This window comes from bacterium (assembly GCA_020440705.1).
In the GTDB taxonomy this organism is placed as follows: Bacteria; Krumholzibacteriota; Krumholzibacteriia; order LZORAL124-64-63; family LZORAL124-64-63; genus JAGRNP01.
The window spans coordinates 14096-37240 of record JAGRNP010000004.1 but is presented as its reverse complement, the minus strand read 5'-3'; the positions used below and the strand labels follow the sequence as shown (position 1 = coordinate 37240).

The 23145-nt window shown below is 69.9% G+C and carries 18 protein-coding genes; 4 read left to right on the top strand and 14 right to left on the bottom strand.

What is annotated here, in order from left to right; all coding sequences use genetic code 11:
* Positions 1 to 104: 104 nt before the first annotated feature.
* From KDM41_01530 to KDM41_01495, 8 genes are all read right to left on the bottom strand, one after another.
* Complete coding sequence (locus tag KDM41_01530; GenBank protein ID MCB1182082.1) at positions 105 to 374, bottom strand: hypothetical protein; 270 nt, start codon at positions 372 to 374, stop codon at positions 105 to 107.
* A gap of 463 nt (positions 375 to 837) precedes the next feature.
* Positions 838 to 2964: an insulinase family protein gene (locus KDM41_01525; GenBank protein ID MCB1182081.1), complete on the bottom strand. Its 2127-nt coding sequence runs from the start codon at positions 2962 to 2964 to the stop codon at positions 838 to 840.
* A gap of 46 nt (positions 2965 to 3010) precedes the next feature.
* Positions 3011 to 4522 carry an insulinase family protein gene (locus tag KDM41_01520; protein ID MCB1182080.1) on the bottom strand — a complete coding sequence of 504 codons (1512 nt, stop codon included), beginning with the start codon at positions 4520 to 4522 and terminating at the stop codon, positions 3011 to 3013.
* Between the two features lie 269 nt (positions 4523 to 4791).
* Positions 4792 to 5400, bottom strand: coding sequence for a DNA-3-methyladenine glycosylase (locus KDM41_01515; GenBank protein ID MCB1182079.1), 609 nt, complete (start codon positions 5398 to 5400; stop codon positions 4792 to 4794).
* Between the two features lies 1 nt (position 5401).
* Positions 5402 to 6274 (bottom strand): ABC transporter permease subunit, encoded by an 873-nt coding sequence (locus KDM41_01510; protein ID MCB1182078.1) that lies wholly within the window; start codon positions 6272 to 6274, stop codon positions 5402 to 5404.
* A gap of 3 nt (positions 6275 to 6277) precedes the next feature.
* The gene (locus tag KDM41_01505) at positions 6278 to 7225 is read right to left on the bottom strand and encodes an ABC transporter ATP-binding protein (protein MCB1182077.1); all 948 of its coding nucleotides are present in this window, start codon (positions 7223 to 7225) and stop codon (positions 6278 to 6280) included.
* A complete protein-coding gene (locus KDM41_01500) occupies positions 7222 to 8076 on the bottom strand; it encodes a hypothetical protein (protein MCB1182076.1) in 855 nt (284 codons plus the stop codon). Before KDM41_01500 ends, KDM41_01505 begins: the two co-directional genes overlap by 4 nt.
* Before the next feature lies 1 nt (position 8077).
* Positions 8078 to 9061, bottom strand: a complete 984-nt coding sequence (locus KDM41_01495; protein ID MCB1182075.1) for an ABC transporter ATP-binding protein — start codon at positions 9059 to 9061, stop codon at positions 8078 to 8080.
* A 150-nt stretch (positions 9062 to 9211) separates the two neighbouring features.
* Here KDM41_01495 and metK point away from each other — a divergent pair, with 150 nt between their 5' ends.
* Together metK and KDM41_01485 are read left to right on the top strand one after the other, a co-directional pair.
* A complete protein-coding gene (gene metK, locus KDM41_01490; GenBank protein ID MCB1182074.1) occupies positions 9212 to 10408 on the top strand; it encodes a methionine adenosyltransferase in 1197 nt (398 codons plus the stop codon).
* The gene (locus tag KDM41_01485; protein ID MCB1182073.1) at positions 10408 to 11613 is read left to right on the top strand and encodes an aminotransferase class I/II-fold pyridoxal phosphate-dependent enzyme; all 1206 of its coding nucleotides are present in this window, start codon (positions 10408 to 10410) and stop codon (positions 11611 to 11613) included. Before metK ends, KDM41_01485 begins: the two co-directional genes overlap by 1 nt.
* A gap of 14 nt (positions 11614 to 11627) precedes the next feature.
* Here the strand turns inward: KDM41_01485 and KDM41_01480 are convergent, their stop codons facing one another.
* Positions 11628 to 13355, bottom strand: a complete 1728-nt coding sequence (locus KDM41_01480; GenBank protein MCB1182072.1) for a cation:proton antiporter — start codon at positions 13353 to 13355, stop codon at positions 11628 to 11630.
* A 104-nt stretch (positions 13356 to 13459) separates the two neighbouring features.
* Here KDM41_01480 and KDM41_01475 point away from each other — a divergent pair, with 104 nt between their 5' ends.
* On the top strand, positions 13460 to 16126 hold the full coding sequence (locus KDM41_01475; GenBank protein ID MCB1182071.1) for a PAS domain S-box protein: 2667 nt from the start codon (positions 13460 to 13462) through the stop codon (positions 16124 to 16126).
* 98 nt (positions 16127 to 16224) lie between these two features.
* Entirely contained in the window at positions 16225 to 16599 is a 375-nt protein-coding gene (locus tag KDM41_01470; protein MCB1182070.1) for a response regulator, read from the top strand.
* On the opposite strand, the gene KDM41_01465 is transcribed toward KDM41_01470, so the two are convergent.
* The 5 genes from KDM41_01465 to hppD are packed head-to-tail and all read right to left on the bottom strand — an operon-like array spanning position 16592 to position 23112.
* Positions 16592 to 18553 (bottom strand): acetoacetate--CoA ligase, encoded by a 1962-nt coding sequence (locus KDM41_01465; protein MCB1182069.1) that lies wholly within the window; start codon positions 18551 to 18553, stop codon positions 16592 to 16594. The genes KDM41_01470 and KDM41_01465 overlap by 8 nt on opposite strands.
* Positions 18550 to 19854, bottom strand: coding sequence for a fumarylacetoacetase (gene fahA / locus KDM41_01460; GenBank protein ID MCB1182068.1), 1305 nt, complete (start codon positions 19852 to 19854; stop codon positions 18550 to 18552). Before fahA ends, KDM41_01465 begins: the two co-directional genes overlap by 4 nt.
* A gap of 33 nt (positions 19855 to 19887) precedes the next feature.
* Positions 19888 to 20829: a hypothetical protein gene (locus tag KDM41_01455; GenBank protein MCB1182067.1), complete on the bottom strand. Its 942-nt coding sequence runs from the start codon at positions 20827 to 20829 to the stop codon at positions 19888 to 19890.
* Complete coding sequence (locus tag KDM41_01450) at positions 20826 to 21989, bottom strand: homogentisate 1,2-dioxygenase (protein ID MCB1182066.1); 1164 nt, start codon at positions 21987 to 21989, stop codon at positions 20826 to 20828. Before KDM41_01450 ends, KDM41_01455 begins: the two co-directional genes overlap by 4 nt.
* A gap of 46 nt (positions 21990 to 22035) precedes the next feature.
* The gene (hppD, locus tag KDM41_01445) at positions 22036 to 23112 is read right to left on the bottom strand and encodes a 4-hydroxyphenylpyruvate dioxygenase (protein ID MCB1182065.1); all 1077 of its coding nucleotides are present in this window, start codon (positions 23110 to 23112) and stop codon (positions 22036 to 22038) included.
* Positions 23113 to 23145 lie beyond the last annotated feature (33 nt).

Sequence of the window (23145 nt, the reverse complement as noted above, 5' to 3'; positions counted from 1 at the left end):
CGGCCCGAGATCGCCCGCGGCCGATGCGGCAGCGTACGCGGCCCCCGGGGCGAACCGGGCCCCGGAGGCCGCGAGCAGGAGCAGGGCGGCCAGAAGCCGTCCGGTCAGCAGCCGACGAGTTTCGCGGCCACGCCGCCGAAGACCAGCAGGGGCAGGAAGAGCAGCGCCGCGGCGAGCGGGGCGACCGCCGAGAACAGGACGCCGAAGAGCAGCAGCAACGGGAGGAACAGCACCAGCCCCAGCAGTCCCTTGGTCAACACGAAGGCGATCTTGACGGGAATCATCACGACGGCGAAGACGAATTTGAGCAGCAGCATGCCGACGCTCAGGGCGACCATGAGCAGGGTCAGCAGGACGATCGCTTCGAGCAACATGGGGCGTCCTCCAGGGCGGCAGGTCAGACGGGAACGGTGGCGACCCCTCCCCTACGCAACGGCCGCGAACGGGTTGCACGGGCGGGAATGCCGGAAAAATACCCGCCGGATCCGCGTCTATTCGCGGTGGCGCCATGGCCCCATTCCTCCGTGGCCGGGGTTCTTTGGCCGATTCTGCCCTCATGCCGAACTTTATTATAAAATCACAAAAAGATCTCGATTTCATGTGTGTTTATGTGCTATGATAAAGACATAGCTGCTTCATTGGCGACGCCCCCGAGGAATGTCGAAGCTCGCGCACTTCATTTTTCATCTCTCGGGTAGACCGTGAAGCAGCTATATCTCATCCGGGACGAAGGGTATCACCCGCCCCCGCGACGGTCAACCGCGGGCCTGTCCCCCGCAGACGAACGGGCGGCCCCGCAGGGCCGCCCGTCGCTTCTTCCGGCTGTCGACGCCGGTCCTACTTGTCGAACAGGCCCATGTCGACCTGCGGATTCGCCGTGAACGACTCCACGGTGCCCGCGGCGAACGGCTCGTCGTCGTAGGTCATGCGCAGCTTCTTCGGCATGACCAGGCCGCCGAGCTCCTGGTACTCGTCCACGTACACCTTCTGGGTGGCAGGCGCCCCCGTGCCGGGATTCTGTCCCTGCTGCTGCACCATCACGACCTGGTTGGACTCGGCGTCGAGGTAGACGATCCGGTAGTCGCCGACGCCCGTCACGTACACCGGGTTGCACTTGTGCCCCTCGATGGTGCGGGGCTCGAGGGCCTGGAAGGTGAACTCGTCCATGTAGCGCATCATGCCCATGGTGTCCGTCTTCAGCTCTTCCTTGGCCTCGGCCACGTCGGCGGCCTCCATGTCCTTGTTGCCCATGGGGGACTCGGCCCAGCCCTTGTCGCCGTTGACCACGCTCTTCATGTTGCCGAAGGGCGTCTTCTGGACCGTGTGGATCTTGTCCGGATAGACCACGGTCTTGTCGATGGTGAAGGTCAGCTCCATGCCCTGCACCGTGGCGTCGAGCACGAGGGTCTCCTTGTAGGAGCCGATGGCGGCGAGCTTCGCCTGCCCGCCGGCGGCCTCGGCCGCGGCCATCATCAGGGCCTTGCCCTTCTCCAGGCTCAGCGGCGTGGCCATGGGGATGTCGAGGGAGGCCTCGGGGATCGTGATGTCGACCATGGTCACCGGACCGAAGGTCGAGAAGTCCCCGTCCCAGTCGGCGTAGTTGCCCACGGCGAAGACCGTCATGTCGTCGGGCCGCCACACGGCCTGCGTCGCCGCGAGCACGTCGGCCTTGGTCATGTTCTTGACCTCTTCCTGGTACTTCTGCAGGAAGTCGGCCGGGTAGCCGAAGCGCTCGTACATGACGGCCCGATCGAGGATCTCGCGCTCGGTATCGAAGTTGAAGACCTCGGAGTTGAGGATCGCGTCCTTGGCCTGGGCCAGCTCCTCGTCCGTGACCTCCTCGGTGGTCATCTTCTTCACCTCGGCCAGCACCGCCTCGGCGGCCTTCTGGCTCGACTCGCTCTTGGTCATGGTGAAGGCCATGAACAGGCCCGGGTTGCGGAAGCCGGTGCCCGAGCTGCTGCCCACGCTGTAGGCCAGGCCCTGGCGGCTGCGCACCTCGTTGAACAGGCGTGTGGCGAAGCCGCCGCCCAGGATCTTGTTGGCCACCTGCACGCCGGCGTAGTTGGGATCGTCGGCGCGGATGCCCTTGTGCCCCATCAGGATCGTCGTCTGGGTGAGGTCGCCCTTGTCGACGATGTTCACCGTGCGCGGGAAGTCGGGGATCTCGGGGTCGGCCGGCTTCGGCTTGGCCGCGGGCGCCCAGCCGTCGAAGGCCGTCCTGATCTTGTCGACCATGGCCTTGCGGTCGAAGTCGCCGATGACGACGAGGTAGGTGCGGTCGGGGCCGAAGAAGTCGCGGTGGAAGGCCACCATGTCGTCGCGGCTCACCGCGGCGATGGTGTCGTACTCCGGATGCCGGGCCAGCGGGTGGTCCGGACCGAAGATCGCCTTGCGGCCCTCGCGCTGGGCGATGGACATGGGCTGGTCGTTGCGCCGGCTGATGCCCGCCTTCTGCTCTTCCTTGGCCAGCTTGATCTTGTCCTCGGGGAAGGCCGGATGGCGCAGGATGTCGGCCAGGAGCTCGAGGCCCAGGTCGACGTCCTCGCTCAGGGCGGACAGGTAGGCGCCGCCGTTGTTCTGGCCGATCCAGGTCTCGACCGACATGCCGCGGGCCTCGACCAGCGCGTCGATGTCGTCGCCGCTGCGGGTCGCGGTGCCGCCGGTGCGCATGACCGTGCCGGCCATCTCGGCCAGACCGACCTTGTCGGCCGACTCGTAGATGCTGCCCGCGTCGATGGTCGCGCTCAGCTCGATGAGGGGAAACTTGTGGTCCTCGGCCAGGTACAGGACCATGCCGTTGTCCAGCTGGACCCGCTCGTAGTCGGGCATCTGGATCGGGTTCAGCTCGGGGATCTCGATCTTCTCCCAGGGCTTCTTGGCCAGGGCGGCTGGGGCCGCCACGGCCATGACGGCCGCCAGCGCCAGGAGCGCCAGGCCCGCCTTCCGGTTCGTTCGCTGCATGTTCTCAATCCTTTCCGGCTCCGCTGCGGGGAGCCGCGGTTTCCGGTCAGGACCCGCTGTCCTCGGTCTCGATGAGGGCGACGGTGCGGTTCGTCGGGGCGAAGACGTCGGCGGCGACGCGCTTGACGTCGTCGAGGGTCACGGCCTCGATGCGGGCGACCTCGTTGAAGAGCTCGCGCCAGTCGCCGTAGTAGGTCTGGTACCACGCCAGCTGGCTGGCCATGCCCGCGTTGCCCTGCAGGCCGCGGATGAAGTTGGCCCGGGCGCGCTGCTTGACGCCGTCGAGCTCGTCCTGCGTGATGCCGTCGGCGACGATCTTGTCGATCTCGGCGTACACCGCGTCCTCGATGTCGTAGGCGGTCTTGCCCTTGACGGGGATCGCGAAGGCGAGCAGGCCGGTCTGGAACTTCTGGCCCGGGAAGCCCGGGAAGGTCATGGCCTGCACGGCGATGCCCTGCTCCTTGACCAGGCTGGTGTAGAGGCGGCTGGTGCGGCCCTGTCCGAGCACGTCGGCGATGACCTCGTACACCGGCCAGTCCGGGTGGCGCACGTTCTCGATGTGGTAGCCGGCGACGAAGACGGGCTGGCTGGGATCCTTCATGACCAGGCGCTTCTCGCCGAGCTGCTTCGGCTCGAGGGTCTCGACCGGTTCGGGATCGCCGGCGGGAATGTCGCCGAAGTACTTCGCGGCGTACTTCTTCACCTCGGCGGCGTCGACGTCGCCCACGATGGAGACGACGATGTTGCGGCCGACGTAGTTGTCGTCGAAGTACTTCTGGCAGTCGGCGCGGCTGATGTTCTCGAGGTCGGACATGTAGCCGATGGTCGAGTGGTGGTAGCCGTTGGCCATGAACATCAGGTTCTGGAACTGCTCGATCATGCGGCCGATCGGGTTGTTGTCGGTGCGCATGCGGCGCTCCTCGGTGACCGGACCGTCCTTCTCGGTGTAGAACTCGCGCAGGACGGGCTTGGCCATGCGGGCGCCCTCGATGTAGGCCCACAGCTCGAGGCGGTTGCTCGGCATGTTGTACAGGTACACCGTCACGTCGCTGTTGGTGTAGGCGTTCAGGCCCTGGCCACCGTTGTTCTCGACGATCTTGCCGAACTCGTTGGTGACGACGTACTCGCGGGCCGCGTCCTTGGCCGCGGTGAAGGCGGCCTCGAGCTCCTCGAGCCGGGCGGGGTCGGCGTTGACGCCCTTGAGGCGTTCGGCCTTGAGGGCGGCGAAGGCGGCGTCCTCGCCGGCCATGGCCTTCAGTTCGGCCTTGTAGTCGTCGGTGCCGATCTCGGGCGTGCCCTTGAAGGCCATGTGCTCGAGGATGTGCGTCAGGCCGGTGACGCCGCGCACCTCGTTGGCGCTGCCGACGTTGACGAACGTGCGGAAACTGAAGACGGGGACCGAGTGGTCCTCGAGCACGATGAAGCGCACCCCGTTGTCGAGGGTGAACTCCTGGACCTGGCTCTCGAGATCGAGGTAGGTCTGGGCGCCGGCCAGGCCGGCGGTCAGCAGCAGGGCGACCGCGGCCAGAAGGCTCGGGATTCGGAACTTCGCGGGCATGGAGGCCTCCACGGTTGGGGCTCCCGGCCGGAGGGGCCGGGAACCGGGCGCAAACGGACCGGCGGAAACGTCGCTTCCGTCCGGAATGGGAAACTGGAGCAACAAGGCCATTGGAATCCGGGGCCTCGCGCGAATCGGGTGGGAATCCGCGCCGCAGGCTAACACTCCCCCTCGGCGATGTCAAACGACCCTACGGAACCGGCCGGGCACGGGTTGCAGGACAATTGCCGCCGTGCCGGCTCCGGAGCACCCGACATGGATAAGCGGATTCAGCGGCTGAGGCAATGGCTGTCCGGGATGACGAAGCGCAGGGGCCGGTCGGCGGCCCGGGTGATGCCGATGCGTGGACCGGTGGCGCAGGTGGGCGGGGCCGCTGCCGGAACGATGCCCAACCGGGGACCGTCACCCTCGTCGGGGCCGCCGTCGTCCACGGGCAGGCCGTTCCAGGCGAGATCGATGCCGAAGGCCTGGCAGAGCCGGCCGGGGCCGGCGGCCAGGTCGCGCGGGCGGTGGCGGTGGGCATCCAGATCGCGGCGACGGGCCATGAGGGCCTGCCCCTCCAGGGGTTCGACGGCGCGCACGAGCACGGCGCCGGCCTCGCCCGCGGGTCCCGTGACCAGGTTCAGGCAGTGGTGCATGCCGTAGATCAGGTACACGTAGACCACGCCGGGGGGGCCGAACATGACCGCGCTGCGCGGCGTGGGCCCGCGGTGGGCGTGGCTGGCGGGGTCGTCGCGGCCGCCGTAGGCCTCGACCTCGACGATGCGGCCGGCGGTCGCGCGCCCGTCGGCGGCCCGCACGCGCAGCACGGCCCCCAAGAGATCGCGGGCCACGTCCGGCGCGGCCCGCGCGAAGAACTCGGCTCCGACCGGCTTCATCTCAGTTGGTGATCTCCTTGTGCTTCAGCAGCCAGGTGCCGACCAGGGTGGCCACCAGGGCCACGCCGAGCAGCACCGCCACCGACTGGAGCTTGGGGACCGGGTCGCGCTGGAAGGCCTGGGTCAGGATGGCGCCGAGCAGGCCGGGCAGGTCGTCGGGCACGGACTGGGGCTGCTCGATCAGGTTGCGCAGGTGGAAGCGCAGCCCGTACTCCTGGACCCGCGCCGGGATGTTCGTGACGAGGTTCTCCCAGCCGAAGGCGAAGAGGATGGCCGGCAGCACCGGCTTGCGGAAGTGGGTGCCCATGGCCGCGAAGACCGACGCGTAGGACACGGCGCCGATGGCGATGATCAGGAACGTCATCAGGTAGAGCTTCAGGAAGGCCCAGTCGATGACCCCCAGGCCCTGGCTGACCATGATCAGGAAGCAGAGCACCAGCGCGCCGGACATGAGCGCGATCGAGACCACCTGCGCCGCCAGCAGGCGGCCGAGGAAGATGGCGCGGCGCTTGATGGGACGGGTCCAGGTGAAGACGATCGTGCCGTCGTCGATCTGCTCGCCGATGGCCGGGATGCCCACGGCCATGGCGGTGATGGGGATCAGGAACGGGATGATGACCTCGTAGCTGAGGCTCGCCAGCTGCATCTGCGCGGTGATGCCCTCGTCGGGGAACCAGATGCGGATCGAGAGCACCACCAGCACCGGCAGCAGGTTGATGGCCGCCAGGCTGAGCAGCCGCTTGCGGCGGGACATCTCCCGGAAGCTGAACCAGGCCAGCCACGACACGGCCGTCAGGCTGGGCAGCGGCGCGTGGCCGGTGTCGACGGCGGCGGGGCGCGGGGCCGGCGCGGCGGATCTCAGGGTGTCGCTCATGGCCTATCGCTCCGTCAGGTACTGGAAGACGGCCTCGAGGCTGTCGTCCAAGGTGAGGATCTCGTCCACGGTCAGGTCGTTCTCGAGGATCCAGCCGGGCAGGGCCCGGTAGAAGCCGAGGGCGTGGTCGGTGCGCACGACGACGCGGCCGGCGGCCTCGATGTCGACGCCCTTGACGTGGTCCTGGCCGACGAGGAAGCCGGCGAGGCGGCGCACGTCGTCGGAGACCAGGGCCACGGTCGTGGGATGCTCGGGGATCTTGTCGCGGATCTCGGCCACGCCGCCCTCGGCCAGGACCTTGCCCCGGTCGATGAGGATGATCTGGCTGGTCATGGACTCGACCTCGGGCAGGATGTGGCTCGACACCAGCACCGTGCGGCCCTCGCGACCGAGCTCCTGCACCAGGTCGATGCTCTGCTTGCGGCTGACCGGGTCCATGCCGTTGAGCGGCTCGTCGAGGAAGATGACGTCCGGATCGTGGGCCAGGGCCTGGGCCAGTTTCATCTTCTGGCGCATGCCCTTGGAGTAGCCGCCCATGCGGCGGTGGGCCGCGCCGGTCAGTTCGAAGCGCTCGAGCCAGTAGTCGGTGCGGCGCTCGACCTCGGCCTTCTCCAGGCCCATCAGGCGCAGCATCAGGGAGAGGAACTCGCGCCCGGTCATCCAGCTCGGCAGGGCGTCGCTCTCGGGACAGAAACCCACGCGGCGGTACCAGCCCACGTCGTTGCGCAGCTCGCGGCCAAAGACGCGCACCGTGCCGTGGCTGGGCTCGATGAGCCCGGCCAGCATCTTGAAGAGGGTCGACTTGCCCGCGCCGTTGGCGCCCAGCAGGCCCACCACGCCCGTGCCCACGCTGAGGGTGCAGTTGTTGACGGCGATGACCTCGCCGAACCACTTGCCGACCCGCTCGGCGCTGATGCGGGCGGCCTCGTTGCCCACGCCGGCCCCCATCATGAGACCACCTCCACCGGCCGGATCTGGCGGCGCAGCAGCCAGACGGCGCCGAGGGTCCAGACGAGCAGGGCGATGAAACTGGCCACGGGCGACACCCCCAGCCGCGCCGGGGCCGCGAAGAGCGGCGCGCCGGCGTTGTGGTACTGGCCCAGGAAGTTCAGCACCTGCAGGTTGTCCTTGCCCAGGCCCTCGGCCACGGCGCTGAGGGTCTCGGTGCCCGAGACCATGATCGCCCACCACACCATGACGAAGATCGAGCGCTTGCCCGCCGAACTGAAGGCCAGCAGCACGAGGCTGATGCTCACGCCGGCGAGGGCGCAGTAGGCCGTGGCGCGCAGGGGCGTCAGCAGCAGCATGTCCAGGCCCGTGGCGTCCGGCGCGATCAGGAAGGCGAAGAGGCACAGGGCGTAGACCGGGAAGAGCGTCACCAGGAAGTAGTAGAAGACGACGATCAGGGCCTTGCCGCCCACGTAGTGGCCGAGGTTCAGGGGGCGCGAGAAGTAGAGCGAGAGCCCGTTGTCGCGCCGGTCGGTGGCGATGAGCCCCGCGCCGACGATGGCCAGGATCACGAACACCGCGAAGCGCTGGCCCTCGATGAAGGCGAGGAAGCCCTCGGGGTCGATGCTGGTCCAGTTGCCCACGGCGATGTCGGCCAGGTTGCCGGCCTTGAGCTTGAAGTAGATGATGCCGCCCTTGACGATGGCCGGCACCCACGACGCCAGCACCAGCAGCAGCAGCCAGCGCTTCTTCAGCGGCTCGGTGATGCCCCGCCGGGCGATGACCCACCAGGCCGGGTAGGCCCGGCGCCCGGAGGGTTCCCAGTGGGTGTATCCGCGGTCGTAGACGGGCATGTCAGGCCTCCACCATGCGATAGAATTCCTCGGCCAGGGTGACCGGCCGGCGCCGCAGGCGGCGCAGGGCGAAGTCGTGGGTGCGGGCGACGCCCAGGATGGCGCGCACGCCGGCCGCCGTGTCGAAACCGTCGCCGGTGGCGGCGCCCTCGATGCGGCCCAGATCGAGAGTGACCAGCAGCAGGCGGTTCTCCTCGCCCACCTCGGCCCCCAGACCCGCGAGGCCGTTCACGAAGGCCTCCTTGTCGCCGAAGCCCTCGACCTCGAAGATCTGACGCGGCTCGCGCGTGCCGGCGCCCACCTCTTCGCGCGCCATGAGTTCGCCCTGCCGCAGCACCAGGATCTCCTGGCAGACGGTCTCCACGTCGGCCAGCAGGTGCGTCGAGAGGATCACCCCCAGACCCTTGTTGCGGGCGAGGTCGCGGATCAGGTCGAGGATGGCCACGCGCCCCCGCGGATCGAGCCCGCTGGTGGGCTCGTCGAGGAAGATCCAGTCCGGGTCGTGGACCAGGGCCTGGGCCAGCTTCAGGCGCTGCTTCATGCCCTGGCTGTACTTGTCGCAGGGCCGGTAGCGCTCGTCGGCGAGGCCGACGAAATGCAGCACCTCGTGGGCGCGCTGCATGGCGTCCCGCGCCGGCAGCCCCGAGAGCTCCCCCATGTAGGCCACCAGGCCGACGCCGCTCATGCCGGGGATGATGCCGCCGGTCTCGGGCATCCAGCCCAGGCCGGCCCGGGCCGCCCGGGCCTGGCCCGCCATGTCCCAGCCGAGGACCGACACGTGGCCCGCCTTCAGGGGCACCTGGCCGAGCAGGCAGCGCAGGAGCGTCGTCTTGCCCGACCCGTTGGGCCCGAGCAGGCCGACGGCCTTCTTCTCGAGACGGAAGTCGACGCCCTTCAGCACGGGCGTCTTGAGGTAGGCGAAGTTCAGGTCCGACACGGAGATGCCGAAGTCCGACCCCGTCCGGCTGCGGTTGACTTTGTTCACGGGCCCATCCATTGTTGAAGAAGCGGAACGCGCACTAGACGCTTCCGAACCGTGATTGTTTCAGCCGGCCGGGCATTTGCAAAGCGCGAACTTCGCCCGCCGGCCCGGCCCCGGTCCGCCCGCCCGGACCCCTTCCCGGAGGCTTTCGCGATGCCCGCCGCCAAGACCCGCGAGTGGATCCAGACCGCCGAATCCGTCACCGCCGGCCACGCCGACAAGATCTGCGACCAGATCGCCGACGCGATCCTCGACGCGGTGCTGTCCGAGGACCGCTACGCCCGCGTCTCCTGCGAGGTCATGGCGACCACCGGCATGGTCATCGTCACCGGCCAGATCACGACCAAGTGCTACCTGGACATCTCGGCGGTGGTCCGACGGACGCTGGCCGCGGTGGGCTACAACGACCCCACCACCGGCTTCGACCACCAGAGCTGCGCCGTGCTGGTGATGCTCGAGGAGCAGTCCGGCGACGTGGCCCTCGGCGTCGACCGCAAGGGGGCCGGCGACCAGGGCGTGTGCGTGGGCTACGCCACCGACGAGGGCCGGACTCTGCCCGTGGACACCCAACTGATGCCGGTGCCCGCCTTCCTGGCCAACCGGCTCGCCGAGCAGCTGGGCCGGGTGCGCACGCGCGGCAAGCTGCCCTTCCTCTATCCAGACGGAAAGGTGCAGGTTTCGGTTCGGTACCGGAACGAAAAACCCGTGGCCCTGACCACCGTCGTGGTCTCGGCGCACCACCATGCGGATGCCGACCTGGCCCGGTTGCGCCGCGACCTCAAGCGCCTGGTGATCAAGCCCGTGCTCGAACCGACCGGCCTGCTGACGCCCGACACCGCGGTGCTGATCAATCCGGTGGGCACGTTCATCGAGGGCGGCCCCCGGGCCGACGCCGGCCTCACCGGCCGCAAGCAGACCGTCGACTGCTACGGGCCCGCCTGCGGACACGGCGGTTCGGCCTTCAGCGGCAAGGACCCCACCAAGCCCGACCGCAGCGGCAGCTACGGCGCGCGCTGGGTGGCCCGCAACATCGTCGCGGCGGGCCTGGCCCGGCGCTGCAGCGTGGAGATCGCCTACGTCATCGGCATGACCGAGCCCCTGAGCGTGACCGTCGACACCTTCGGCACCGGCACACAGCCCGACCGGCGCCTCGAGGAGGCGGTGGCGGCCGTCTTCGACCTCTCGCCCGCCGGCATCATCGAGAGCCTCGACCTGCGGCGGCCGATCTACGGCCCGACGGCCGTGTACGGCCACTTCGGCCGGCCCGGCCTGGACTTTCCCTGGGAGGCCGAGGACCGGGTGGCCGCGCTGCGGGCCCGTTTTTCGGGCCGCGCCAAGGGAGGGCGCTGATGGACCAGAAGAAGAACGAACCCGGCTTCGCGACCCTGTGCATCCACGGCAAGAAGCACCTGGACAAGCACGAGGGCGACCAGCCGATCCGGGCCGTGAGCACGCCCATCTTCCAGAGTTCGACCTTCGCCTTCGAGAACGCCGAGCACGGGGCCGCGGTCTTCCGCGGCGAGGACCCGAGCTACGTCTACACGCGCCTGGGCAACCCGACCCAGACCGCCCTCGAGACCGAGATGGCGTACCTCGAGAAGGGCGAGGCGGCCCTGGCCCTGGCCAGCGGCATGGCCGCCGCCACCACCGCGGTGCTCACCTGCTGCCGCGCCGGCGACCACATCGTGGCCGGCGACACGCTGTACGGCGGCACCCACCAGCTCTTCACCCAGACCCTGCCCCGGTTCGGCATCACCGTGACCGAGGTGCCCGCGCAGGATCCGGCCAACTTCGCGGCGGCGATCCAGGACAACACGAAGCTGATCTACCTGGAGACGCCGGCGAATCCGACCCTGGTGCTGACGGACATCGCGGCGGTGGCGGAGATCGCCCACGCCCGCGGCATCCCCGTGCTGGTGGACAACACCTTCTGCACGCCCTACCTGCAGAACCCGCTCGAGCTCGGGGCGGACATCGTCATGCACTCGGCCACCAAGTACATCGGCGGCCACGGCGACACGGTCGCCGGCATCCTGGTGGGCCGGCAGGACTGGATCATGACCGCCCGCATGGAGACCCTGCGGGACGTGGGCGGCTGCATCAGCCCCTTCAACGCGTGGCTGCTGCTGCGCGGCCTGAAGACCCTGCCCGTGCGCATGGACCGGCACATGGCCAACGCCACCGAGGTGGCCCAGTTCCTCGCCTACCACCCCAAGGTCGACCAGGTCATCTTCCCCGGCCTGAAGACCCACCCCCAGTACGCCCTGGCCCGGCGGCAGCAACGCGGGCCGGGCGGCATGATCAGCTTCCTGGTCAAGGGCGGGCGCGAAGCCGGCCGCGTGGTGATGGACAACGTCAAGCTGTGCACGCTGGCGGTGAGCCTCGGCGACGTGGACACGCTGATCGAGCATCCGGCCACCATGACCCACTCGACCTACAGCGAGGACGAGCTGCGGCAGGTGGGCATCGACCCCGGCATGGTGCGGCTCTCGGTGGGTCTGGAGAACGTCGAGGACATCGTCGGGGACCTGCGGCAGGCGCTGGCCCTGGTCTGACCGCCGGGAGCGGCTCAGTCGGCGGCAGCCGGACGGGTTTCGCGCTCCTGGCTCGCCTCGTCGAGGAAGTAGTTGAAGTCCTCGAACTCCTCGTTGTGCAGGATCTCGTAGACGTGGGCCGGGGTGCGGGCGTTGTAGAGCTGCAGCTGCAGGCTCCAGTCGGCGCCCACCGACCGCGCCAGGGCCGCCTGCACCTCCAGATGGCGGCGGCGGGCGTCCGGCGGGGTGGCCATGAGCACCATGCAGCGCACCGGCAGGCCGTCCGGCGTGCCGAACGCCAGCCCCTCGCGGCTGACCCCCATGACCCCCACCAGCCTGTCGCCCGTGTCGAGGCGCCCGTGGGGCACGGCCAGGCCGCGGCCGATGCACGTCGACATGGCGTGTTCGCGTGCGAGGACCCCCTGCACGAAGCGCTCGCGGTCGATCTGCAGCCCGTGGCTCTCGCAGAGCAGGTCGGTGAGCTGCCGGATGGCCGCCTCCTTCGAATCGGCGCGGAAGCCGGTGACGATGTTCTCCTCGTGGATGAAATCGATCAGCCGCGCCCGGTCCTTGCCGAGGTCGCCCGAACGGGCCAGGCCGATCCGCACGAGGATCGGACCGACGATCTCGTTGATGGCGACGGCGGTCACGCCCATGGCCAGGATGAAGGCGCTGATCTCGTCCAGCACGGGGTTGTCCTGGACCTCGAGCAGCAGGCCCACCGCGACGCCCGCCTGGGGCACGAGGCCGAAACCGAGGTAGCGCCGCACGTTGTCGGTCGCGCCCGCCAGCCGCATGGCGATCAGGCCCGACAGGATCTTGCCCAGCCCCCGCGCCGCCACGAAGAGCGCGACGATGATCCAGCCCTGGGCCAGGAAGCCGAAGTCGAGCTCGAGGCCGGCCAGGGTGAAGAAGACGGCCAGGATCGCCGGCTCGAAGTTGGCGAAGACGCGGTGGCCGATCTCCTCCTTCTCGGGGGCCAGGTTCACCATCGTCATGCCCACGAAGAGGCACGCCAGCAGGTTCGAGACGCCCAGCCAGTCGGCCAGGCCGGTGGCCAGGAAGATGGCGATGATCGAGACGGTGGTCAGCTGCTCGGCGTGGATCACGTGCCGGCTGCCGAGGACCAGCGCCGCCCCCACGCAGCCGCCGATGGCCAGGGCGCCGAGGAGCTGGCCCAGGGGCGCCACGAGCACGCTGGCCGCCGAGACGCCGCCCGCCGGGTCCATGGTCACGGTGACCGCCGTGTGGGCCATCTCGAAGAGGGCGATGCAGGCGATGTTGTTCAGGGCCACGGCCGCCACCAGGGTGCGCACGTAGACGCCCTTCGAGCGGGTCTCCTTGACGATGGCGATGACCGTGGCCGGCGCCGTGGAGATGGCCAGGGCGCCGAAGAGGGTGCCCAGGGTCCAGTCCTCGCCCGCCCCGAACACCACCGCCACGTAGACCAGCAGGGGCGTCACGGTCGCTTCGAGCAGCAGCAGGAGGCCGAGGCGGCGGAAGGCGTTGCGCAGCTGGCGCAGGTGCAGGTGGGTGCCGACATCGACGGCGATCAGGCTCAGGGCGAAGTGGACGATGGGCCGCAGGCTCACCGTGGCTTCGTGCCCGAAGACGTGCAGCACCGACGGCCCGAGGACGACGCCGGCGAGGATCTGCCCCGTTACCGAGGGCAGGTGGGCACGGCGGGCGAGCTGGCCGCACACGGCGCCGAACGCGAGCAGGACGGCCAGGACGACCATGGAGTTGTCGGCGGGAATCTGCATGGGGGCATTATGGGGGACGGGCCCGGGGTGTCCACCGGAAATCGGCCCCTGCCAGCGGGTTGACCCGGCGCAAGGGACGCGATACGATGGTCCCGGAGGTGCCCATGGCGGACAGATTCCGGTTCGTGGCCCTGATCGTGGCCCTGCTCGTCGCCTTCTGCATCGTCGAGGCGACCATCGAGGCCGTCTTCTTTTCCGAACACGAGTTCGGCGGCGAACTGCTGAGCCCCGACGCCCACGAAGTCTATATCCGCAGCATGGGCTGCGCGGTCATCGTCGGCGCGGCGGTGATCTGGCGCATCTCCATCCGGCGACGGATCCGCATGGGCGCCGCCCTGCAGGCCTCCAAGGACCTCTACCGCGACCTGGTCGAGAACTGCCCCGAGAGCATCATCGTCCATCGCGACGAACGCATCCTCTTCATGAATCGCATGGCCCGCAGCTATCTCGGCACGTACTCGCCGGAGCAGCTCGCCCGGGTTCCCCTCGAGACCTTCATCCATCCGGACGACCGGGCGCGCTCGCTCGAGCGTCGCACGCGCGCCCTGGACGGCGAGGACGTCCCCGGCGCGGTGGAGATCCGGCTCAACCTGCCCGACGGCGTGGCCCGCATGGCCGAGGTCAGCTCGGTGCGCATCTCCTTCGAGGGCCAGCCGGCCGTGCTGACCTTCGTGCGCGATGTCACCGACGAGCACGCCACGCGCAAGCGCCTCGCCGCCAGCCAGGAGCGCCTCAGCCTGGCCCTCGAAGCGGCCCGCGACGGCGTGTGGGACTGGGACATGGTCAACGACCGTCTGGTGTACAACCAGGCCTGGGCCCGCATGCTGGGGCTCGACCCCCTCGTGGGCGAGCACAGTCCCGAGACGTGGGCGAACCTGGTCCACCCCGAAGACAAGGAGCGCGCCCTGGCGGCGGCCAGCGACCACATCGAGGGCCGGACGCCGGCCTTCGAGGTCGAGGTGCGGCTGCGCCACGCCGACGGCCACTACATCTGGGTGCTCGACCGCGGCAAGGTCGTCGAGCGCGCCGCCGACGGCCGGCCGCTCCGCATGACCGGCACCCACCGCGACATCACGGCCCGCAAGGAGGCCGAACTGGCCCTGGAACTGCGGAACCGGATCGCCGAGGCCTTCCTCATCGCGACGCCCGACCAGGTCTTCGGCCGCGTGCTCGGGCTGATCCGCGACGCCCTCGACAGCCCCGTCGGCGTGCTGGCCACCTTCGAGTCCGGGGCCACCGTCCGGCTCGCCGCCCAGGATCGGCGCGGCCCCCGCGACGAGGAGCTGGTGATCGGCCGCGATTCCCTGCCCGGAGCGTGGCGCAGCATCCTCGAGCAGGCCCGCGGGCGCACGCTGAACGTGGCCCCGCCCATGCCCGGCGTGGCCCACCCGGTCGCGCGGGCGGTCCTCGTGCCGATCCTCAGGCAGGACCGGGTGCTCGGCATGGTGGCCGTGGGCGACCGGGCGCGGGACTACGACCCGAACGACCTGCGCGACCTCGAGTCCCTGGCCGGCTACCTCGCGCCGATCCTCGACTTCCACCTGGCCAACAAATCGAAAGAGGGCCAGCTGCGTCAGGCCCAGAAGATGGAGGCCATCGGCGCCCTGGCCGAGGGCATCGCCCACGACTTCAACAACATCCTCCAGGCGGTGCTCGGCTTCACGACCCTGGCGCTCGAGGAGGCCCAGTCCCTGCATGAGGAGCGCGGCGAGTTCATCGCCAACGATCTCGCCCGCGTGGTGAAGGCCACCCAGCGCGGCCGGGAGCTCGTGAACCGGATCCTGCTGTTCAGCCGTCGCCAGGAGCAGGAGCGCCAGCCGATCCAGGCCGCGGCGATCATCGAGGAGACCGTGGAGCTGCTGGTGAATGCCATTCCCGCGACCATCGAGATCACCACCCGCCTCGACGCGAGCTGCCCGCCGGTCCTTGCGGATCCCGCCCAGGTCGAGCTGCTGCTGATGAACCTGGCCACCAACGGTTTCCACGCCATGGAGCAGGGCGGTGGCGTGCTCGAGTTCGCGACGCGGTTCCTGCCCGGCGGCAAGCCGCCCGAGATCGTGCCCGAGTCGCTCCGCGGTCGCGACACCGTGCAGATCACGGTCGCGGACACCGGCTGCGGCATGGACGCCGAGACGCTGACCCGCCTCTTCGACCCCTTCTTCACCACCAAGGACGTGGGCAAGGGCACCGGACTCGGGCTGTCGGTGGTGCACGGCATCGTGGCGGCCCACGAGGGCGAGATCGTCATCGAGAGCGCGGTCGGCCGGGGCACCCGGGCCCATGTCTTCCTGCCGGCGCATCGGCCCGAGGCCGAGGTCGGTGCCGGCGGCGACGTGCCCCGGACCGGCGCCGCGGCCCAGATCATGGCCGGCAGCCGCATCCTCTTCCTCGACGACGAGTCCGACATCGGCGCGCTGGGCAAGGCCCTCCTGGAGAAGCAGGGGCATCTGGTGACCGCGGTCGACGACACCCGGGTGGCCCTGACCCGCCTGAGAACGGCGCCGGCGGACTTCGACCTGCTCATCACCGATCTGACCATGCCCCACATGACCGGGCAGCAGATCGCGGCCGAAGTGGGCCGAATCCGGCCCGACCTGCCGATCCTCCTGATCACGGGCCTGAACGACCTGCCCGCGTCCGCCTGGGACGGCCACCCGCAGATCAAGGGCGTGCTGCGCAAGCCCTTCGGGGGCGACACCTTGCGCGACACGGTGCGGCGGGTGCTCGCCGAGGCCGGGGCGGCCGCCGCCGACGCGGCGGACCCGGTCTGAAGCGGAGACCGGAAACATCCGGGATGGGGTGGAAATCCGACCTCGATGTCCCTATAATGATTTCATTGTTTCGAGGTCTGCGCGGAAGGGGAGAAGACATGGCGCGCATCCTGATCATCGAAGACGACGCCCTGACCCGGGAATGGCTCGAGTCGCTGCTGACCCGCAACGGCTACGAGGTGATCGCGGCCACCAACGGCAAGGAGGGTGTGGACCGGTTCCACGCCAGTCCGGCGGATCTGGTGATCACGGACATCGTCATGCCGGAGAAGGACGGGATCGAGACCATCACCGATCTGAAGCGGTCGCATCCGGACCTGAAGATCATCGCCATCAGCGGGGGCGACCGGCGTCCGGCCGACGTGTCGCGCAACTACCTGCACTCGGCCCGCCTCATCGGCGCGAATCGGTCGATGCAGAAGCCGATCGAGAATCCGGACATCCTGGCCGCGGTGCGCGACCTGCTCAACTGATCTCGTCGCGCAGGCGGGCGAAGTGCTCGAGGGCCTCGGGATTGGCCAGCGCGTCCCTGTTCTTCACGGGACGCCCGTGCAGCACGTCCCGCACCGCCAGCTCGACCGTCTTGCCGCTGATGGTGCGCGGGATGTCCGGTACCTGGCGCACGACCGCCGGCACGTGCCGCGGCGACTTCTCGGCGCGGATCCGCGCCCGGATCGCGTCCTTCAATTCCTGGTCCAGCACCAGACCCTCCTGCAGCTTCACGAAGAGGCCGATCTGCACGTCGCCCTTGCGCTCGAGCCCCACGAGCACCGATTCGAGGACCTCCGGGAACTGGTCGACGACCCGGGAGATCTCGGCCGTGCCGATGCGCACCCCGCCGGGATTCAGCACCGCGTCGGACCGGCCGTGGATGACCAGCCCGCCGCCGGGCCTGAGCTCCGCGAAGTCGCCGTGGCACCAGACGCCCGGGAAGCGTTCGAAGTAGGCGGCGCGGTAGCGCGATCCGTCGTCGTCGTTCCAGAAGCCGGTGGGCATGGACGGGAAGGGCCGGGTGCACACGAGTTCGCCCTTCGCACCGGCAACGGCATGGCCTTCGTCGTCCCACACCGCGACGGCCATGCCCAGACCGCGGCACTGCAGTTCGCCGCGCCGCACCGGCAGGACCGGACTGCCCAGGGCGAAGCAGGAGATGATGTCGGTGCCGCCCGAGATCGAGCTGAGCTGCAGATCGGGCTTCACCGCGTCGTACACCCAGTCGAAGCTCTCGGGTGCCAGCGGGGACCCCGTGGAGAGCACGGCGCGCAGGGCGCCCAGGTCGTGGCTGTCGCGCGGCCGCAATCCGGCCTTCTCGCAGGCCGCGAGCCAGCGGGCACTGGTGCCCAGGACCGCGATGCCTTCGTCCGCGGCATAGTCCCACAAGACCGTGCGCGGGTTCAGCGGGTGGCCGTCGTAGAGCATGACCGTCGCGCCCGAAGCCAACCCGCTGACGAGCCAGTTCCACATCATCCAGCCGCAGGTCGTGAAGTAGAAGAGCTTCTCGCCGGGACGCAGGTCGCCGTGGAGCTGGTGCTCCTTGAGGTGCTGCAGCAGCGTGCCGCCGGCCCCGTGGACCATGCACTTGGGCAGGCCGGTGGTGCCGGACGAGTACATGACGTAGAGCGGATGGTCGAAGGGCAGCCGCTCGTACTGCGGCGCCGCACCGGCATGCGGGGCGAGGTAGTCGTCCCAGGCGGTGGCCCCGTCGGGGAGCGCCGGGTGCGGCGCCAGGAAGCCCGCCACGACGACGCGCTCCAGCGAGGGCAGGGCCGCGCGCAGTTCGGCGGCCGTGGCGAGGGAGTCGATCTCCCGGCCGCCGTAGCGGTAGCCGTCGGCGGTGAACAGGACCCGGGGCGCGATCTGGCCGAAGCGGTCGAGCACCCCCTGCCGCCCGAAGTCCGGCGAGCAGCTCGACCACACCGCCCCGATGCTCGCGGTGGCGAGCATGGCCACCACGGCCGCCGGGATGTTGGGCAGGAAGCCGGCGACGCGGTCACCGGGGCCGATGCCGTCGGCCCGCAGCGCCGCGGCGAGGGCGGCCACCGCGGCCCGCAGCTCGTCGCGGGTCGTGCGCCGGGTGGCGCCGGTCTCGTCGCGGAAGACGAGAGCCACGGGGTCGGCCCCCGCGCGGTCGGCCAGCAGGTTCTCGGCGAAGTTCAGGCGCACGTCGGGAAACCAGCGGGCGCCCGGCATGCGGTCGCCGTCCACGAGCACGCGGCCGATGCCGCCCTCGCCGATCACGCCGGTGAAGTCCCACACCGCCCGCCAGAACGCGGCGGGATCATCGACCGACCAGGCGTGGAGCGCGGCGGGGGCGCCGAGGTCGCGGCCTGCGGCCGCACCCGCCGCGGCGGCGAAGCGGGTCACGAGCGCGCCGGCGATCCGGTCGGGTCCGGGGCGCCAGAGGACGTCGCCGATCCCGTCGCTCATCGGCCCGCCGCCCGGCCCGCCCCCACGGCCGGCCGCACCGTGCCGGCGACCTCGCCGAAGCCGACGCGGTAGCCGTCGCCCTCGCACCAGCCGGTCATGGTGACGGTGTCGCCGTCGAGCAGGAACTTCCGCTCGCCGCCGCCGGGCAAGGTGATCGGCTCGGTGCCGCGCCAGGTGATCTCCAGCAGCGAGCCGCGGCTCTCCTTGTCGGGACCGCTGATGGTGCCGCTGGCCAGCAGGTCGCCCGTGTTCAGGTTGCAGCCGGTGACGGTGTGGTGGGCGATCATCTGCTCCGCCGTCCAGTACAGGTGCCGGTAGTTGCTCGCGCACACCCGCAGGCCCTCGGTCTGGCCCTCGGCCCGGACGTGCACTTCCAGGGAGATGTCGTAGGTCCCGCGGTCCCTTTCGCGCAGATAGGGCAGCGGCTCCGGCGCGGCCTGGACCGGCGCGGGGCAGCGGAAGGGCGCCAGAGCCTCGGGGGTGACCACCCACGGCGAGATGCTCGTGGCGAAGTTCTTGGCGGTGAACGGCCCCAGCGGCTGGTACTCCCACTTCTGGATGTCGCGGGCGGACCAGTCGTTGACGATCACGTAGCCGAAGATGTGATCCCGGGCGGCGTCGATGGACACCGGTGCACCGATGGCGTTGGCGCCGCCGATCAGGACGCCCATCTCGAGCTCGAAGTCCAGGAGACGGCAGGGCGAAAAGACGGGCGTCTCGGCGTCCGCGGGCAGGACCTGTCCGCTCGGCCGCACGATGTCGTGCCCCGACAGCACCAGCGAAGAGGCCCGGCCGTGGTAGCCCACCGGCAGGTGCAGCCAGTTGGGCATCAGGGCGTTCTCCTTGCCGCGGAACATGATGCCCACGTTGGTGGCGTGCTCGCGGGAGGCGTAGAAATCGGTGTAGTCGGGCACGTGCACCGGGAACTGCATGGTGACGGCGTCGGCCGGAAGCAGCGCCCGCCCGCGCAGCACGGTGTCGTCGCGCAGGGTCGGCTCGTCCGCACGCAGCAGGCCGTGCACGAGCAGGCGCACGGCGCGTCGCTGCACGGGGTCCAGCTCCATGAACGGGTTCAGCACGGGCTGGCTGAACAGCCCTTCCGGCAACCCGGCCGCATCGAGCAGCCCCGCGTTCTGGATCACCGCCAGGTCGAGCACGAAGTCCCCGATGCGCGTGCCGACCCGGGGCTCGTCGCGGGGCGTCGGCGAGAACACGCCCCAGGGCAGGTTCTGCAGGGGAAAGTGGCTCTCGGGCGCCACGGCGACGAAGCTGCGGATCTTGGGGTCGACGGTGGGATCCATCCGGAAAACCAGCCTTTCGGAAGCGGTCAGGAGCTAGGCGAGCAGGCCGAGCGTGCGCAGGTCGTCGCGCGGCTCGGCGAAGGAACAGCTGCCGAACCCGCAGAGGGCCCGGCCGCGCAGACGGGCCACGTCCGCCGCGGCGACGCGGCGCTCGCGCCAGGCGAAGGCCTCGTCGTCGAAGGCGAAGGCGGCCGCCTCGGTCTCGGCCACGCAGGCCAGGAGCCCGGCCGCGTCGGTCGCGCCGGACCACGCCAGCAGCCCCGCGCCGAAGACGTTCAGGAAGCCGTGCATCATGACGTCCGGCTCGGCCGCCCGGTGGCGCACCGGATGGTGGAGCCCCGCCGTGGCCTTGAGGGGCAGGGCGAGCCGGGCGCACGAGCCGATGACCGCCGCGATGCGCTCGCAGGAGGGGAAGGCGTCGGCCGTCACCCCGCCGCAGCGCAGCTTGGCCCCGATCCGCTCGAAGTCGTCGGAGGTGGCCGCCGCCGTGGCGATCGCCGCCAGCGCGGCCTCGTCGTCGTCGCCGGGCAGCACCTCGAGGAAGAGCTCGCGCCCGCCCAGGCCCTCGTCGGCCAGGACAGCGGCGAACTCGGCGGCGAAGCCGGCACCGGCATCGCGCGGCACCGGCGCCTCGAGGCAGGTCACCAGCAGCCGGTCGTCGTGGTCGGCCTCGAACGCCGCGATGGCCTCGGCCTGCGCGGCCACCGCACCGAGTGCCGCCGCCGCGTCGTCGCGGGCGCCGACGAGGGCCGAGAACTCCCAGCTCTCCCCCGCGCCCAGGGCCGCCGCGGCCGCGTGCCCCACCTCGGCCAACCGGCCGGCGGGCGCGATGAAGCGCCCGAGCATCCAGGCCGCGTCCTCGCGCCGATGGGCGGCGTAGGCGGCCACCGCCGTCGGCACGTCCAGCGCCGCCGGCGGGAAGAGCCCGGCGTAGTCCACCAGGCCGGACATGAAATGGTCGAGGGCGCGGCTCACGTGCGGCCGCCGTCGAGCCAGGAGGTTCCGTAGGTGTCGTCCTCGACGCCGGCCGCATCGCGCGCCACCCGCAGGGGCTTGAACGTGTCGAGCATGACGGCCAGTTCGTCCGTCTCCTTCGCGCCGATGGAGGCCTCCATGCGCCCGGGCTGGGGCCCGTGCGGCAGCCCGTCCGGATGCAGGGTGATCGAGCCGAACTCGATGCCCTTGCGGCTCATGAACTCCTCCTTGCAGTAGTACAGCACCTCGTCCGTCATGACGTTCGAGTGGTTGTACGGAGCGGGCACGGCCTCCGGATGGAAGTCGTACAGCCGCGGCACGAAGGAGCAGATGACGAAGCCGTCGCCCTCGAAGGTCTGATGCACCGGCGGCGGCTGGTGCAGGCGCCCGACGATGGGCTCGAAGTCGTGGATGCTGAAGGCCCACGGGAAGTAGTAGCCGTCCCAGCCGACGGTATCGAAGGGGTGGTGGTCCATCACGACGCGCTGGCAGGTGTCGCCCACGCGGGTGATGACCTCGTAGTCGCCCACCTCGTCGCGCACCATGAGTTCGGTCGGGGTGCGGATGTCCCTCTCGCAGAACGGACTGTGCTCGAGCAGCTGACCATGCCGGTTGCGGTAGCGCTGCGGGGTGCGGATGTGGCCCCGGCTCTCGATGACCAGATGGATCTGCTCCCCCGCGTCGGGCACGAAGCGGTGGATGATGCCCCGCGGGATGACCACGTAGTCGCCCTCGCGGTAGGCCAGATTGCCGAACTGGGACTCGAGCACGCCGGCGCCGCAGCTCACGTAGACGACCTCGTCGGCCCGCGCATTGCGGTAGAGGAAATCGTCGGCGCGGCGCGGCTTGGCCAGCGATAGAGCCACGTCGTCGTTGAAGAGCAGCAGGGCCCGGTCGCGCACCGCGCTGGGCCCCGGTTCCAGGCGATGGGTGCGCAGGTGCCGCATGGCGAAGCGGTCGTCGGCCGCCTCGCGGGGCGCCCGCCAGGCGGTCTCGATATGCTTGACGTTGGTCGGGCGGCGGATCGTGTAGAGCAGGGACTGCTGGCCCGTGAACCCCAGATTGCCCATGAGATGCTCGAAGAGCAGGGCCCCGCCCTCGCGCCGGAACGTGACGTGACGCTTGGCCGGGATGTCCCCCAGTCGCTGGTAGAAAGGCATGGGTGTCCTTCGGTCTGCGGTCCGGACCCCTGGCCCGGACCCGGAACTACAGGTTGCCGCGCAGCTTCTGCTCCTGCTCGATCGTCACGAAGAGGGCCTTGAAGTTGCCCTTCCCGAAACTCTCGCTTCCGCGCCGCTGGATGATCTCGATGAAGAACGTCGGCCGATCCTGCAGCGGACGCGTGAAGAGCTGCAGCAGGTATCCCTGGTCGTCGTGGTCGACGAGGATGCCCAGGTCGCGCACGCGATCCTTGTCCTCGGCCACGGCCCCCACGCGATCCCAGACCGTGTCGAAATAGCCGTCGGGTACGGGCAGGAAATCGACGCCGTTGGCCCGGAGCCGGGCGATGGTCTCGAGGATGTTGTCGGTCTTCAGGGCCAGGTGCTGCACGCCGGCGGTGAGGTTGGCGTCGATGTACTCCTGGATCTGGCTCTTCTTGAGGCCCTCGGCCGGCTCGTTGATGGGGAACTTGATGTTGCGGCTGTCCGAGGCGACCACCGTGCTGCGCAGGGCGGTGTATTCGGTGCTGATGTCCTTGTCGTCGTAGCTGACGAAGCGCGAGAGCCCGAGGGTCCTGTCGTACCAGCGCACCCAGTTGTCCATCTGCTGGTCGGCCACGTTGGCCACGATGTGGTCGATGCATTCGAGCCCGACGCTCTCGCCCGGCACGTGGGCGGCCTGGAAGCCGGGCAGGAAGCCGCGGTAGCCGTCGCGCCGGATGAAGGTGTGGAGCACCTCGCCGTAGGCCTTCACGACCGCGGTCTGGACCTTGCCGTGGGCGTCCTCGCTGAAGGACGGCCCGGCCACCGGGACGGCCCCGTTGGCCACCGCGCGGCCGTAGGTGTCGTCCATGTCGGTGACCTCGAAGGCGACGTCCCGGACGCCGTCCCCGTGCAGGGTCAGCCAGATGTTCAGGGGGTCGTCGTGGCGCAGCGGAGTGGTCAGGATGAGGAAGATGTCGCCCTGCTTCAGGACGTAGGACGCCCGCTCGGGCGTGCCGGTCTCGGGGCCCCGGTAGGCGACCTGGTCGAATCCGAAGCCCTTGCGGTAGAAGTAGGCCGCCTGCTTGGCGTTGCCCACGACGAACTCCACGTGGTGAATGCGTTTCAGGGCCTCGGACATGGGACCTCTCCTTGGGACGATTGAACAGTGGGA

Excerpts from the sequence above, each read along its gene's own strand:
- fahA (MCB1182068.1), bottom strand. The coding sequence starts at position 19,854 with ATGGATCCCACCGTCGACCCCAAGATCCGCAGCTTCGTCGCCGTGGCG.
- KDM41_01480 (MCB1182072.1), bottom strand. The coding sequence starts at position 13,355 with ATGCAGATTCCCGCCGACAACTCCATGGTCGTCCTGGCCGTCCTGCTC.
- KDM41_01470 (MCB1182070.1), top strand. The coding sequence starts at position 16,225 with ATGGCGCGCATCCTGATCATCGAAGACGACGCCCTGACCCGGGAATGG.
- KDM41_01515 (MCB1182079.1), bottom strand. The coding sequence starts at position 5,400 with ATGAAGCCGGTCGGAGCCGAGTTCTTCGCGCGGGCCGCGCCGGACGTG.
- KDM41_01500 (MCB1182076.1), bottom strand. The coding sequence starts at position 8,076 with ATGCCCGTCTACGACCGCGGATACACCCACTGGGAACCCTCCGGGCGC.
- KDM41_01475 (MCB1182071.1), top strand. The coding sequence starts at position 13,460 with ATGGCGGACAGATTCCGGTTCGTGGCCCTGATCGTGGCCCTGCTCGTC.
- KDM41_01530 (MCB1182082.1), bottom strand. The coding sequence starts at position 374 with ATGTTGCTCGAAGCGATCGTCCTGCTGACCCTGCTCATGGTCGCCCTG.
- KDM41_01485 (MCB1182073.1), top strand. The coding sequence starts at position 10,408 with ATGGACCAGAAGAAGAACGAACCCGGCTTCGCGACCCTGTGCATCCAC.
- KDM41_01450 (MCB1182066.1), bottom strand. The coding sequence starts at position 21,989 with ATGCCTTTCTACCAGCGACTGGGGGACATCCCGGCCAAGCGTCACGTC.
- KDM41_01510 (MCB1182078.1), bottom strand. The coding sequence starts at position 6,274 with ATGAGCGACACCCTGAGATCCGCCGCGCCGGCCCCGCGCCCCGCCGCC.
- KDM41_01465 (MCB1182069.1), bottom strand. The coding sequence starts at position 18,553 with ATGAGCGACGGGATCGGCGACGTCCTCTGGCGCCCCGGACCCGACCGG.
- KDM41_01525 (MCB1182081.1), bottom strand. The coding sequence starts at position 2,964 with ATGCAGCGAACGAACCGGAAGGCGGGCCTGGCGCTCCTGGCGCTGGCG.
- KDM41_01520 (MCB1182080.1), bottom strand. The coding sequence starts at position 4,522 with ATGCCCGCGAAGTTCCGAATCCCGAGCCTTCTGGCCGCGGTCGCCCTG.
- metK (MCB1182074.1), top strand. The coding sequence starts at position 9,212 with ATGCCCGCCGCCAAGACCCGCGAGTGGATCCAGACCGCCGAATCCGTC.
- hppD (MCB1182065.1), bottom strand. The coding sequence starts at position 23,112 with ATGTCCGAGGCCCTGAAACGCATTCACCACGTGGAGTTCGTCGTGGGC.
- KDM41_01505 (MCB1182077.1), bottom strand. The coding sequence starts at position 7,225 with ATGATGGGGGCCGGCGTGGGCAACGAGGCCGCCCGCATCAGCGCCGAG.